Genomic DNA, 12,820 nt, shown 5'->3' on the forward strand with positions numbered 1-12,820 from the left:
TGAACGTGTCAGCGATCGGGTGTCCGCGTGCCGCCACGTTCAGAAGCTCCCTGGCCGCGATCGAACAGTTGTTCGGGCGAGGGAGGTAAAGGATTGGCGTACTTGCCGTGCGCGCTGGGCGTTTGCCGCAGATCCAGATACTTGCGCTCGCTCATGTCGCTGGCTGCACTCTGGCCGAGGATCACCGTCGGGCGCAGGAACACCATCAGATTGCGTTTGACCCGGGTGTCGCTGGTGGAGCTGAACAACCTGCCCAGGCCGGGAATGCTGCCAAGCAAGGGCACGCTGGCGCGGGTATGGGTGACGTCATCCTGGATCAGGCCGCCGAGCACGATCACCTGCCCATCGTTGGCCAGGATGGTGCTCTTGATCGAGCGCTTGTTGGTGATCACATCGGACAAGGTGATGCCTGCGGGCGTTGCCGCCAGCGAGGAGATCTCCTGTTCGATTTCCAGGCGCAGCGTGCCGCCCTGGTTGATATGCGGCGTCACCTTGAGGGTCACGCCGATGTCCTGGCGCTGGATGGTGGTGAACGGATTGCTGGTGCCATCGCCGGTGGTGGTGTACGAGCCGGTCTGGAACGGCACGTTCTGCCCAACCAGGATTTCCGCCGGTTCGTGATCCAGGGTCAGCAGCGTCGGCGTGGACAGCAGGTTGTTCTTGGAATTGGTCGACAGCGCGGTCACCAGTGCGCCGAAGTTGCTGTTGCCGATGCCGAGAATGGCGCCTGAAGGCAGCGATGTCGGCGTGGTACCGGCGGCCAGCGAACTGAGCAGAGTGCCGATCGACAGCCCGGTGTTGTTGTAGTTGACCCCGCCCACGCCGTTGCTGCGCGAGCCGCCATCCAGCGCCCATTGCACGCCGAGCGCGTCTTCGATGTCGCCGGAGATCTCGACGATGGCCGCTTCCACCAGTACCTGCGAGCGCGGGATGTCCAGCTGCCGGACGATGTCGGTCAGTACCTGCAGCATTTCGGGCTTTGCGTGGATGACGACAGCGTTGAGGCTTTCATCGGCGCGGATCAGGGTGCCGGTCTGGGTCTGTTTGTCATCGCCTTCCTGCTTGATCGAATCGCCGATGGCGCCCAGGGTCTGCGCCATCTGCTTGGCATCGCCGTGCTGCAGGCGGATCACCTGGGTGGTGGTGGAACGGGGCGCATCCACGTCCAGCGAGCGCGCCAGTTCCAGCAATCGCTGGCGGGCTTGCTCCGGGCCGAAGATCAGCAGGCGGTTGGTGCGGGTGTCGGCCAGCACCTTGGTGGCCGAGCCTGCGCTGGTCGCGCCAAGGCTGGCCTGCAGCAGCTTCTGCAGGTTCTCCACGCTGGCGAACTGCACCTCGTAGTCGGCATGACCATGCAGCTTGGGCGCATCCAGCTGCCGCAGCAGTGCCTCGATGCGGGCGATATTGCCGCGCCGGTCGCTGATGATCAGCGAATTGGAGGTGGGCACCGCAGCCAGATGTGCGTTGGCCGGAACCAGCGGTCGCAGCATCGGCAGCAGCTCGGTGGCAACGCTGTGCTGCACCGTGAGCACGCGGGTCTCGATCGCATCCGCGCCGCGGCCACGGCCATCGGCAAACACATGCGCCTCATCGTTGGGCACCACCCGGGTCTGGGTGTCTTCCTCGATCACCGCAAAACCGTGGATCGTCATCACCGACAGGAACAGGCGCCGCACTTCCGGCAGGCTCATCGGCTCCTGGGTGCTGACGCTGACTTCGCCGACCACGCGCGGGTCGATGATCAAGGTGTCGCCGGTGATGTTGGCCACGGCACCAATGAAGTCACGGATATCCGTGTCCTTCATGTTGATGCTCCATTGCTGGGGGGAAGCGCTGGCCGGCGCGGCGCTGCTGGCCAGTGGCCAAAGCAGCGCGGCCAGCAATACAAAGCGGTGCAGCGCAATGCGCACAGAGGAGGTGATCATTCGGCGGCGCCTGCAGGCAACACGGCGGTGCTGGCGTGAGCGCTCGGGAAGTCCAGCCTGCCGGTGCTGCCATTGCGGCTGAACAACACATGGTCATGGGCAACCTGCTGCAGCACTACGCCGGGCAGGAACTCCTCGCCGGTGAACACGTTGACCGCGCCCTGGCCTACGATGCGGATCAGTGCCTGCGATTGCTGCGGGTCGGCGGCGACGATGCAGCCCTGCAGCTGCGTGCCTTGCAGATCGGCAGCGCTGGCGGTTGCAGTAGCGCTGCCGAACAGCCGCTGCAGCATCTGCGGCGACAGCGCAGGCGCGCGCGGCGGCGCCACATCGGCGCTGGCCGGCAGCTGGCGCATCTGCAGATAGATCTGGCGCGCCTGCCATGACAAGGCAGCCGCTCCGGAAAGCGTGATGAGGATCGCGACGACCCTGGGCAGCAGTTTGGAAATATCAGACTGGAACATCGGTGTTACGGCATCTCCCCTGGCAAAAACCGCCCTGGCAAAAACAGCGCGCACAAGGGGAAGCCCGCTGCTCTTTTCGGGCAACGTAGCGCCAAGGTCTCTGGTTTTCCCCTGTATTCGCAATGACAGATTTTGCGAAGCCGGTACTCTAGCTGCGTCCGTAAGAGAGGCGATGCAAACAGCTGCAAATTTGTGACGAGCATCCGGAAAGCGACGGCGCAATCACACCTTTCTGACTAGAACGTGGCATTTTTCCGGCACAAATCTTCAGGGGGAAGTGTGACATCGCTCCGCGCAGTGATGTCACCTTGCAGGTATCAATGGTTGAAATCGAGCTCACGGCAACGCCGGCGGCGGCTGGCGGCGTGCCCGTGGCGCGTTTGCCGTTTGCGTTTGCGCGCCGCCATGGCGTGCTGCTGCTTGACGACGGCGATGCACGGATGGTCTGCCGCGCCGATGCCACGATGAGTGCACTGGCCGAGGCGCAGCGCATCGGCGGGCGGCCGCTGGCACAGCACACGGTGGCTGATGAAGCGTTCGAGCAGCTGCTGCAGCAGGCCTATCAACAGGACTCCGGCAGTGCCATGAGCATGGCCGACGAGCTCGGCGAGAGCATGGATCTGGCCAGCCTGGTGGAGGGCCTGGAACAGGTCGAGGACCTGCTCGAGCAGCAGGACGATGCGCCCATCATCCGCTTGATCAATGCATTACTTGGCGAAGCGCTGGCCGAACACGCCTCCGACATCCACATCGAAACCTTCGAGCGGCGGCTGGTGGTGCGCTTCCGCGTGGACGGCATCCTGCGCGACGTGGTGGAGCCACGGCGCGAGCTGGCGGCCTTGCTGGTATCGCGCATCAAGGTGATGGCGCGGCTGGATATCGCCGAAAAAAGATTGCCGCAGGACGGCCGCATCTCGGTGCGGGTAGGCGGGCGCGAGGTGGATATCCGTGTTTCCACCTTGCCCGCGGCCAATGGCGAACGGGTGGTGCTGCGATTGCTGGACAAACAGTCCGGCAAGTTGTCGCTGCAACACCTGGGGATGCGCGTGCGCGATGTCGGGGTGATGCAGTCCATGCTGTGCCGCCCGCACGGCATCGTGCTGGTCACCGGCCCCACCGGTGCCGGCAAGAGCACCACCCTGTATGCCGGCCTGCGTGCCATCAACAACCGCCAGCGCAACATCCTGACCGTCGAAGATCCCATCGAGTACCACCTCGATGGCGTCGGCCAGACCCAGGTCAACAGCCGTATCGAGATGACCTTCGCGCGTGGCCTGCGCGCCATCCTGCGGCAGGATCCGGATGTATTGATGGTTGGCGAGATCCGCGACAACGAAACCGCACGCATCGCCGTGCAGGCCTCGCTTACCGGCCATCTGCTGCTGTCCACGCTGCATACCAACAGCGCGGTGGGTGCGGTCACGCGCCTGCTGGACATGGGCGTGGAATCGTTCCTGCTGTCTTCCTCGCTGCTTGGCGTGCTGGCACAGCGGCTGGTACGCCGTTTGTGCCCGAAGTGCCGGGTGGTGACGCCGGCCTCCACCGCCGAATGTGCGCAGTTGGACATGGAGCCCTGGCAGCGGCCGCTGCTGTTCCGCCCAGTGGGCTGTGAGCACTGCAATGGCCAGGGCTATCGCGGCCGTACCGGTATCTACGAACTGGTCGAGTTCGGTCCCGAGCTGCGTGCGCTGGTGCATGCTGGCGCCGGCGAAGCCGAGCTGCTGGCGCAGGCGCGGCTGCAGGGCCCGTCGATGCTGGACGACGGCCGCGCCAAGGTGCTGGACGGTGTGACAACGCTGGAAGAAGTACTGCGGGTTGGGCGCGACCTGTGAGTCGTGATCCGCAGCAGGGGGCGCGCTGATGGCGGCGTTCGAGTACCTGGCACTGTCGGCTGATGGCCGTCGCCACAAGGGCGTGCTGGAGGCAGACAGTGCCCGCCAGGCGCGGCAGCAGTTGCGTGAGCGCAATCTTGCGCCGGTGCAGGTGGAAGCGGCGGCTGCGCGTGATGCAGGTACCACGGCCAGCGGCGGTGGCCGTATCGGCAGCAGCGATCTGGCCCTGTTGACCCGGCAGCTGGCCACGCTGGTGCAGGCCGCCTTGCCGGTGGAGGAGGCGCTGCGTGCGGTGGCTGCACAGACCAGCAAACCGCGCATACGCGCGACCTTGTTGGCGGTGCGCGGCAGGATTCTGGAAGGCCATGGCCTGGCCGCAGCGCTGGCCGCATATCCGCGCGCCTTTCCCACGATCTACCGAAGCATGGTTGCCGCCGGTGAGCGCGGCCATCTGGGCGTGGTGCTGGAGCAACTGGCCGACTACACCGAACAGCGCCAGCAATCACGCCAGCGGATCCAGCTGGCCTTGCTGTATCCGCTGATCCTGCTGGTGGTGGCAAGCCTGATCGTGGGCTTCCTGCTCGGCTATGTGGTGCCGGATGTGATCGATGTATTCGTCGACTCCGGCCAGGCACTGCCCTGGCTTACCCGCGCGCTGGTGGCCACCAGCAACGCAGTCACCCATTGGGGGCCCTGGCTGCTGCCGCTGCTGGTCCTGTCCGGAGTGCTGCTGTGGCGGACGCTGCAGCAGCCGGAAAACCGCCTGCGCTGGGACACCGGGCTGCTGAAGCTGCCGCTGTTCGGCCTGCTGCTGCGGGATCTGGATACTGCCCGCTTTGCATCCACCCTGGCCATCCTGGCGCGCAGTGGCGTGCCCTTGGTGGAAGCGCTGCGCATTGCCGCACAGGTAGTTGGCAACCAATGCATCAAGGTCGGCCTGCTGCAGTCCGAGCTGGTCGTGCGCGAAGGCGGCAGCCTGACCCGTGCGCTGGAGCAGCACACGCCGCTGCCGCCGATGCTGCTGCACATGGTCGCCGCAGGCGAGAAATCCGGTGAGCTGGACGCGATGCTGGCCCGTGCCGCGCGCAACCAGGAAACCGATCTGGCCGCGCGCATCGCGCTGCTGGTCGGCTTGTTCGAACCCTTCATGCTGGTGCTGATGGGCGTGGTGGTGTTGTTGATCGTGCTGGCCATCCTGCTGCCGATCATGTCCTTGAACCAACTAGTGGGTTGAAACAGTGATGAGTGCAATTGCAAGACGCCAGGCCGGCTTCACCCTGATCGAGATCATGGTGGTGGTGGTGATCATCGGCATTCTCGCCGCGCTGGTGGTGCCCAAGGTGATGGGGCGGCCGGACCAGGCCAAGGTCACCGTCGCGCGTGGCGACCTGAAGGCGATTGGTTCTGCGCTGGAGATGTACCGGCTCGACAACCGCAGCTATCCCGATACCCAGCAGGGCCTGGAAGCGCTGGTGCAGCGGCCGCCAACCGGCGCTGACAACTGGAACCCGGAAGGCTACCTGGCACGCATGCCGGTTGATCCCTGGGGCAACCCGTATCTGTACCTGGCACCGGGCAGCAAGGGCGGCTACGACTTGTGGAGCCATGGCGCCGATGGCCGCGAAGGCGGGCAGGGACTGGACGCAGACCTGGACAGCCGGGACCTTTGATCGTGGTGCGGGCGCGCGGCTTCACCCTGGTTGAAGTGCTGGTGGTCGTGGTGATCGTCGGCGTGCTGGCGGCGGCGGTGGGGCTGGTCGCTACCGCACGCGGCGACGGCTATGCATTGCGTGAAGAGGCCGAGCGCCTGGCGGCGGTGGTGCACCTGCTTGCCGATGAGGCGGTGCTGGACAACCGTGAGTACGGCATCCGCCTCAGCGCGCAGGGCTATGAGATGCGCGCCTATGACAACCGCGATGGACGTTGGCATGCGCAGCCCGGCTGGGTGCCACGGCAACTGCCGGACAACCTGCAGCTGCAGCTGTTGCTGGAAGGTGCAGCGGTAGCGCTGCCTGCCAGCCCCGCTGCCGACGCGGCGCCGCAGATCGTGCTGTCGTCTTCGGCACAGTGGACGCCGTTCAGCGCCCGCATCAAGGACACCAGCAGGCATGGACTGGTGTACCGGATCGACAGTGATGGTATGAGCGAGCTGCAGGTGCAGCAGGTTTCAACGCCATGAGGCAGGCGCGTGGATTCACCCTGCTCGAGGTGATGGTGGCATTGGCGGTGCTGGCGGTGGTCGCGGCAATGGTGCATGCCACTCTGCAACGGCATGTACGCAATGCACGCGTGCTGGAGAACCGTGCGCTGGCGGGCTGGCTCGCCGATACCACGCTGGCCGAACTGCAGTTGCAGGGCGTCGCGCAACCGGGCATCAACGATGACATCGTCGAGCAGGGCGGACGCCGTTGGCGTGTGGTACGCGACATCCAGGCCACCGCCGAGCCGCAGCTGCGGCTGGTGCGGATACGGGTCAGCGATGCCGGCGGCGAGGATGGCGGGGTCAGCCTGAGCGGCTTCGTTGGAGTCAGCCGTTGAAGCGGACCGCCGTTGCCGGCTTCACCTTGCTGGAAGTGCTGGTCGCCGTGGCGATCTTCGCCCTGGTCGGCATTGCCAGCCATCGCCTGCTGCTCAGCGCGGTGCGCGTGGATGCGCAGACCCGCCAACAGGAGCAGCAGCTGCGACAGCTCGTACGCGCCATGAGCAGCCTTGAGCGGGATGTCGAACAGGCGCTGGAACGCCCGGTACTGGATGCCGACGGCAGCGAGGAACCCGCGTTCTGGAGCGATCCGGACGGGCAGGGCCTGCAATGGACGCGGGCCGGCTGGGGCAATCCGCTGGCGGCCCCGCGTGCCCAGCTGCAACGCGTGCGTTGGCGTCAGGACGGCACGGTGCTGGCGCGCGAATACTGGCCGGTGCTGGACCGTGCCGACGGCGCAACAGCGCAACGCCAGGTTGTGCTGCCGGACGTCAGCGGCGTGCAGTGGCGTTACCTGGACCGGCAAGGGGTGTGGCGCACGCAATGGCATGGCAACGATGCCCAGCCACTGCCGCGCGCGCTGGAGCTGCGGCTGCAGCACCCGCGTTTCGGTGCGCTGCGGCGCGTGCTGGTGTTGCCCGATGGCGCGACAAGCGGGCGGCCATCGTGAAGCGCAGGCAATACGGGGTTGCCCTGATCACCGTGCTGCTGGTGGTGGCGCTGGCCGCCACCGTCTGCGCGGCACTGGTCACCCGCCAGCAATTGTCGATCCGCAGCATCGCCAACCAGCTGCATGCGCGGCAGGCCTGGCAGTACGCGCGTGGTGGTGAGCAGTTGGCGATCGCGCTGTTGGCGGCGGACCTGCGACAAGCCAGCGCCACCGATCACCGCGGCGAGGCCTGGGCGCAACCGTTGCCGCTCTACCCGGTGGAAGGCGGCGGCCTGAGCGTGTCCATCGACGACTTGAGCGGGCGCTTCAATCTCAACAGCGTGGTCCAGGGCGGGCAGGTGGATGCGGATGCCTTCGCCCGCCTGCAGCGGCTGCTGGTGCTGCTGCAGTTGGATCCGCAGCTGGCCTGGCAGGTGGTGGCGTGGATCGCACCGGCACTGGCACCGGATGCAATCCGGCTGCAGGCCGAGCGCAGCTACCACCGCCGAGAGCCTGCCTACCAGCCCGCGCGGCGCGCGCTGCGCGATGTCAGCGAGCTGCGCCTGCTCGCAGGTTTCGATGAGGCGGCGTATCAACGGTTGTTGCCGCACGTCAGCGCGTTGCCGGCCGGCGCCACGCTCAATCTCAATACCGCCGACCCCTGGGTTCTGGCCAGCCTTGCCGATGGGCTTGCGCTGGGCGATGGCCGGCGGCTGGCCGATGCACGCGGTGGCTCGGGCTTTGCCAGCGTCGATGGCCTGCTCGCGCAGCCGCTGCTGCAACGCAGGCAGGTCGCCAGAAGTGGCTTGGCGGTCAGCAGCAACTGGTTCCAGGCCAGCAGCGAGGTTGCCATCGGCGAGCGGCGCCTGCGCCTGCTCAGTGTGCTGCAGCGTGATGCTGGCGCCGCCCGGGTGGTTGCCCGCCAGCTGGTTCCCCCTGTTTTTCCGGAGAAAGATCGATGAAGTCGCCGCCGGCATTGCCATGCCTGTTCCTGCCCGCCTGGTGCAATACGCACCTGGATGACGACCTGCAGGTGACCTGGAGCGACGGCCAGCAGACCGCACGGCTGCCCTTGGTTGATGCCCTGGCAAGGCTCAAGGGCCGCGCCATTGCCTTGATCGTTCCGGTTGAGCATGTGGCCAGCTGCGCGGTGAACCTGCCGGCAGGCAATGCGCACTGGCAGCGCAAGGCATTGCCGTATGCGGTCGAGCCCTTGTTGGCCGAGGACGTGGAAGACCTGCATCTGGCGCTGGGTGAAACCTTGAGCGATGGGCGACAACGCGTGGTTGCGATCAACCGCAGCCTGCTGGAGGGTTGGCTGCAGTACCTGCGCGGCAAGGGCGCGCAGGTCGGTGCCATCCATGTTGATGCCGACCTGCTGCCCAATGAGGTCACCACGCTGTGCTGGGGCAACAACCGCTGCCTGCTGGCTGGCACCGATGAGCTGCGGCTGGCATTGGCGCCCGCGCAGCTGCCGGCACTGTTGGAGCGGCTGCCGGGACCCTGCCGGGTACTCCATGCCAGCGATGTCACCCCGCAGCTGGCGCTTGCCGCGGATGTGAGTCTGCAGGCCCTGGATGTGGCGCTGCCGGCGTGGATGGTGGCACGCACCGCGCATGCGCTGGATCTTGCCCAGGGCAACTTCGCGCCGGCATCGCGCCTGCATCTGCGCCATTGGAAGCCCGTGGCCTGGGCGCTGGCGGCGGTGTTGGTAGCGCAACTGGCATTTGATGGCCTGCATATCTGGTTGCTGCAGCAGCAGGCGGGCGGTTACCGGCAGGTCAATGAATCCATCTACAAGGGCTTGTTCCCGGAAGAACGCCGCATCGTCAATTTGAAGGCGCAGTTTGATCAGCACCTGCAGCAGGGCGCGTCGACTACACGTCTGGATGGGCTGCTGGCCAGCGTCGCCGAAGCAATGCCGGAAGGGGCGGATCTGCAGGTGCAGCAGCTGCGGTTTGACGCCCGCACCGGTGAGCTCACGCTGCAATTGCAGGGCGGCGATGCCGTTGCGTTCGAATCACTGCAGCAGCGTCTGCGGGCCAAGCCAATACAGATGAAGGCGAGCCTGCTCGATGACGGTGCAATGCAATTGAATCTGGGGCAGGCGCAATGAACACGACCACCACACGCAGCGGCACCGGCAACGGCGTGCAACACCTGATGCGCACGCGCTGGGCCGCGCTTGCGCCACGTGACCGCATCGCCTTGCAGGTATTGCTGGCTTTCGCTGTGCTGCTGGCGTTCTGGTTCGGCGCGTGGTCGCCGACACGCCACGCTTTGCAGCAGGCGCGCGCCAACGCCGCTGCCGAGCAACAGTTGCAGGCGCATCTGCGTACCAATGCACCTCGTCTGCTGGCCGGTGCACATCTGCGTGGCGCGCTGAAAGCCGAGCAACTGCCAGCAATGCTGTCAGCGACGGCCGCCGAACAGGGACTGACGCTGCGGCAGGTACAACAGCGGCCGGATCAGCGTGTTGCAGTAAGCGTGGAGGGCGCGCCCGCTGCGGTGCTGGCATGGTTGCAGGCGCTGCAGGGCAAGGGCGTGGGGCTGGCCGAACTGAGCCTCGTGCAGCAGCCCGACGGCAGCTGGAATGGCGAGGTGATGCTGGTTGAGCCAGGAAGCTGAACATGCCAGCGGTAGTGTCTGTTGCCGCTGAAACTGTCGCATCGCACAAAAAACCGTGTTATCAATGCTCCCCATGAACGCAGCCCGCGCCAGCTTTTATTTTTGGTATTACTTTCCCAAGCCGCTGGCGGAGGAAGGACTGCGCTTACCCTGAAGAAACTTTCAGATGCATTCCCGAAAAGCCGCCAGCGAACCTGGCGGCTTTTTTCATGCCGCCTCGCTGGGGCAGAACCATTCACTTCGTTTTGAACTGGAGACCCCCATGCCCCCCCATACCGATGATTTACGTATCCGCAAGCTTGAACCACTGACCTCGCCGGCACAGCTGTTGTCGTTGCTCCCCTGTGATGAACAGGCCTCGCAGACCGTCGCCGATGCGCGCGCTTCACTGCACCGCATCCTGCACGGCCAGGACGACCGGCTCGCAGTCGTGGTGGGCCCGTGTTCCATCCACGATCCGGTGGCGGCGATGGAATACGCCCAGCGCCTGCGCCCGCTGCGCGATGCGCTCAGCGGCGAGCTGGAGATCGTGATGCGCGTTTACTTCGAAAAGCCGCGCACCACGGTGGGCTGGAAGGGGCTGATCAACGATCCGGACCTGGATGGCAGCTTCAACATCAACAAGGGCCTGCGCGTGGCGCGCGGCCTGTTGCGTGACATCAATCGCCTCGGCCTGCCGGCCGGCGTGGAATTCCTCGATGTGATCTCGCCGCAGTACATCGCCGACCTGGTGGCCTGGGGTGCAATCGGCGCACGTACCACCGAAAGCCAGGTGCACCGTGAGCTGGCTTCGGGGCTGTCATGCCCGGTCGGCTTCAAGAACGGCACCACCGGCGATGTGAAGATCGCCACCGACGCAGTCGGCGCGGCCTCGCATCCGCACCACTTCCTGTCGGTGACCAAGGAAGGCGGCACCGCCATCGTGGCCACCCAGGGCAACCCGGACTGCCATGTGATCCTGCGCGGTGGCAAGGCCCCGAACTACGATGCCGCCAGTGTGCAGGCCGCCAGTGACGTGCTTGCCAAATCGCAGCTGCCGGCGCGGTTGATGATCGACGCCAGCCACGCCAACAGCAGCAAGAAGCCGGAAAACCAGCCCAAGGTGATCGACGACATCGCCGGCCAGCTGCAAGCCGGTGAGCAGCGCATTGTCGGGGTGATGGTCGAAAGCCACCTGGTGGCCGGCCGCCAGGACCTGGTCGAAGGCCAACCGCTGGTCTACGGGCAGAGCATCACCGACGGCTGCATCGATTGGGACAGCACCGTGCAGGTGCTGGAACGCCTGGCGGACGCGGTACGTGCGCGCCGCCGTGTGCAGCTGGAAGCCGCGGCCTGAGCGACCAAGTGATGGTTTCACTGGCGCATAGCAGACAGTACAAGTAGTTTACCCGGCGGGGGGCGGTAGGCCTCCCGCCTGCTGTTGGGACAGGGGGAGCACCTTCTCTGGCAGGAAGCCTAATGAATCACCGCTCCAAGGAGAAGGAAGTGATGCGTACCCGTATGTGCACCGTGGCGCTGGCATTGATGCTGGTGCCGACGCTGGCCCTGGCCAAGAAGGAAGTTGTGGACTCGGGCAGCGGCTGCCTGCAGAACCTGTCGGTGGCCGGTGGTTTCACTACCGGCAAGCAGTTCCTGGCCTCGACCGACCATGAAGGCGTCAGCTACCCGGTTGCGTTCGCAAAGACCGTGGCCGCGATCGAGGCCGAAGGCATGGTAGGTGTTTACCCGAACGAGACCACCGGCTATATCGCTGCCGAGAATCCGGTCCGCGGTGGCGGCGGCTCGACCGTGCCGCTGCGCACCACCGTGCGTCGTCAGCCTGACGGCAGCGTTCGCGTGGAAGTGCGTTTCAGCATCAAGGGCGGTCAGATGACCTCGAACAAAGCCGTCGGCGAAGGCCTGTGCAAGATTGCTGACGCAGCCAGCCTGTAAGTTGGCAGGGAGCAGGGGCAGGTGAAGGGTCTGTGGTTTCTGTATCTGCTGGAATGCCGTGATGGCAGCTACTACGCAGGTATCACCACCGATGTGGAGGCCCGTTTCCTGGCCCATGCTGCCGGCAAGGGTGCGCGCTATACCCGCGCGCACCCGCCGCTGCGGGTGCTGGCCAGCCGTCCCTACGCGGACCGCTCGGCAGCGTCCCGCGCGGAATGGCAGATCAAGCAGCTGCCACGCGAGCGCAAATTGGCCTGGCTGGAACGGACAGAAGATTGAGGTAGAGTCGCACCTGTAGCCGCGGCAGCTCGCGGCTTCCAACGTCCGGTCACCCGGGCATCAGCCACGCATGCGGCGGCGGTAGCAGGGCGGCAGCGTGCCGGCATCATCCTCAAGCGGGGTATTGCGATGGCAGGTTGGTATGAGTTGGACAAGAGCAGCGACGGTCAGTTCTATTTCGTGCTCAAGGCAGGCAACGCCGAGGTCATCCTGACCAGCGAGCGTTACACCACCCGCACGGCGGCCGAGAACGGCATCGCTTCAGTGCAGAAGAACAGCCCGGACGAAGCGCATTACGAGCGCAAGACCGCCAGCGACGGGCGCTACCATTTCAATCTGAAAGCGGCCAACCACCAGGTGATCGGCAGCAGCCAGCTGTATGCCTCGCAGGCCGCGCGTGAAGCGGGCATCACCAGCGTCAAGGGCAATGGGCCCAGCACAACGATCAAGGACAAGACCGCATAGCGGTGTTGTTGCTGTTGTGCTGAAAAAGGAAAAACCCGGGCAAAACCCGGGTTTTTTTCAATTGTAGTGCCGAGCCATGCTCGGCAGAGGTCTTGCCAATAAAACCGACATGTAGTGCCGAGCCATGCTCGGCAAGGGGCCTTCGCGGTAAAGCCCCTGCCGAGCAT

Annotated in this window: 16 protein-coding genes; 13 read left to right on the forward strand and 3 right to left on the reverse strand. The window is 65.4% G+C overall.

Going from position 1 to position 12,820, the window contains the following annotated elements:
- Positions 1 to 8: 8 nt before the first annotated feature.
- Positions 9 to 1,925 (reverse strand): type II secretion system secretin GspD, encoded by a 1,917-nt coding sequence (gene gspD / locus ACVOKO_RS10700; RefSeq protein ID WP_346498896.1) that lies wholly within the window; start codon positions 1,923 to 1,925, stop codon positions 9 to 11.
- On the reverse strand, positions 1,922 to 2,389 hold the full coding sequence (locus ACVOKO_RS10705; protein ID WP_346498897.1) for a type II secretion system protein N: 468 nt from the start codon (positions 2,387 to 2,389) through the stop codon (positions 1,922 to 1,924). The genes gspD and ACVOKO_RS10705 overlap by 4 nt, the downstream gene beginning before the upstream one ends.
- A 320-nt stretch (positions 2,390 to 2,709) precedes the next feature.
- Between ACVOKO_RS10705 and gspE the strand changes: the two genes are divergently transcribed.
- From gspE to ACVOKO_RS10770, 13 genes are all read left to right on the forward strand, one after another.
- Complete coding sequence (gspE, locus tag ACVOKO_RS10710; RefSeq protein WP_346498898.1) at positions 2,710 to 4,221, forward strand: type II secretion system ATPase GspE; 1,512 nt, start codon at positions 2,710 to 2,712, stop codon at positions 4,219 to 4,221.
- Between the two features lie 28 nt (positions 4,222 to 4,249).
- Positions 4,250 to 5,455: a type II secretion system inner membrane protein GspF gene (gspF, locus tag ACVOKO_RS10715; protein WP_346498899.1), complete on the forward strand. Its 1,206-nt coding sequence runs from the start codon at positions 4,250 to 4,252 to the stop codon at positions 5,453 to 5,455.
- Between the two features lie 7 nt (positions 5,456 to 5,462).
- On the forward strand, positions 5,463 to 5,891 hold the full coding sequence (gene gspG, locus ACVOKO_RS10720; RefSeq protein WP_057626832.1) for a type II secretion system major pseudopilin GspG: 429 nt from the start codon (positions 5,463 to 5,465) through the stop codon (positions 5,889 to 5,891).
- Between the two features lie 2 nt (positions 5,892 to 5,893).
- A complete protein-coding gene (gene gspH, locus ACVOKO_RS10725; protein WP_346498900.1) occupies positions 5,894 to 6,400 on the forward strand; it encodes a type II secretion system minor pseudopilin GspH in 507 nt (168 codons plus the stop codon).
- A complete protein-coding gene (gspI, locus tag ACVOKO_RS10730) occupies positions 6,397 to 6,759 on the forward strand; it encodes a type II secretion system minor pseudopilin GspI (protein WP_346498901.1) in 363 nt (120 codons plus the stop codon). The genes gspH and gspI overlap by 4 nt, the downstream gene beginning before the upstream one ends.
- Complete coding sequence (gene gspJ, locus ACVOKO_RS10735; RefSeq protein ID WP_346498902.1) at positions 6,756 to 7,370, forward strand: type II secretion system minor pseudopilin GspJ; 615 nt, start codon at positions 6,756 to 6,758, stop codon at positions 7,368 to 7,370. The genes gspI and gspJ overlap by 4 nt, the downstream gene beginning before the upstream one ends.
- Positions 7,367 to 8,311, forward strand: coding sequence for a type II secretion system minor pseudopilin GspK (gspK, locus tag ACVOKO_RS10740; RefSeq protein WP_346498903.1), 945 nt, complete (start codon positions 7,367 to 7,369; stop codon positions 8,309 to 8,311). The genes gspJ and gspK overlap by 4 nt, the downstream gene beginning before the upstream one ends.
- A complete protein-coding gene (gene gspL / locus ACVOKO_RS10745; RefSeq protein WP_346498904.1) occupies positions 8,308 to 9,465 on the forward strand; it encodes a type II secretion system protein GspL in 1,158 nt (385 codons plus the stop codon). The genes gspK and gspL overlap by 4 nt, the downstream gene beginning before the upstream one ends.
- The gene (gspM, locus tag ACVOKO_RS10750) at positions 9,462 to 9,977 is read left to right on the forward strand and encodes a type II secretion system protein GspM (protein ID WP_346498905.1); all 516 of its coding nucleotides are present in this window, start codon (positions 9,462 to 9,464) and stop codon (positions 9,975 to 9,977) included. Before gspL ends, gspM begins: the two co-directional genes overlap by 4 nt.
- A 262-nt stretch (positions 9,978 to 10,239) precedes the next feature.
- Positions 10,240 to 11,313 carry a 3-deoxy-7-phosphoheptulonate synthase gene (locus ACVOKO_RS10755; RefSeq protein ID WP_346498906.1) on the forward strand — a complete coding sequence of 358 codons (1,074 nt, stop codon included), beginning with the start codon at positions 10,240 to 10,242 and terminating at the stop codon, positions 11,311 to 11,313.
- Between the two features lie 122 nt (positions 11,314 to 11,435).
- Positions 11,436 to 11,909 carry a hypothetical protein gene (locus ACVOKO_RS10760; RefSeq protein ID WP_346498907.1) on the forward strand — a complete coding sequence of 158 codons (474 nt, stop codon included), beginning with the start codon at positions 11,436 to 11,438 and terminating at the stop codon, positions 11,907 to 11,909.
- A gap of 21 nt (positions 11,910 to 11,930) precedes the next feature.
- Entirely contained in the window at positions 11,931 to 12,188 is a 258-nt protein-coding gene (locus tag ACVOKO_RS10765; protein ID WP_346498908.1) for a GIY-YIG nuclease family protein, read from the forward strand.
- 129 nt (positions 12,189 to 12,317) lie between these two features.
- Complete coding sequence (locus ACVOKO_RS10770) at positions 12,318 to 12,653, forward strand: YegP family protein (RefSeq protein WP_346498909.1); 336 nt, start codon at positions 12,318 to 12,320, stop codon at positions 12,651 to 12,653.
- On the opposite strand, the gene ACVOKO_RS10775 is transcribed toward ACVOKO_RS10770, so the two are convergent.
- Positions 12,634 to 12,820: hypothetical protein (locus tag ACVOKO_RS10775; RefSeq protein WP_346498910.1), on the reverse strand; the 187-nt coding region annotated here is incomplete at its 5' end. The two genes, ACVOKO_RS10770 and ACVOKO_RS10775, sit on opposite strands and share 20 nt — an antisense overlap.

It is taken from the genome of Stenotrophomonas sp. STEN240 (assembly GCF_056756175.1).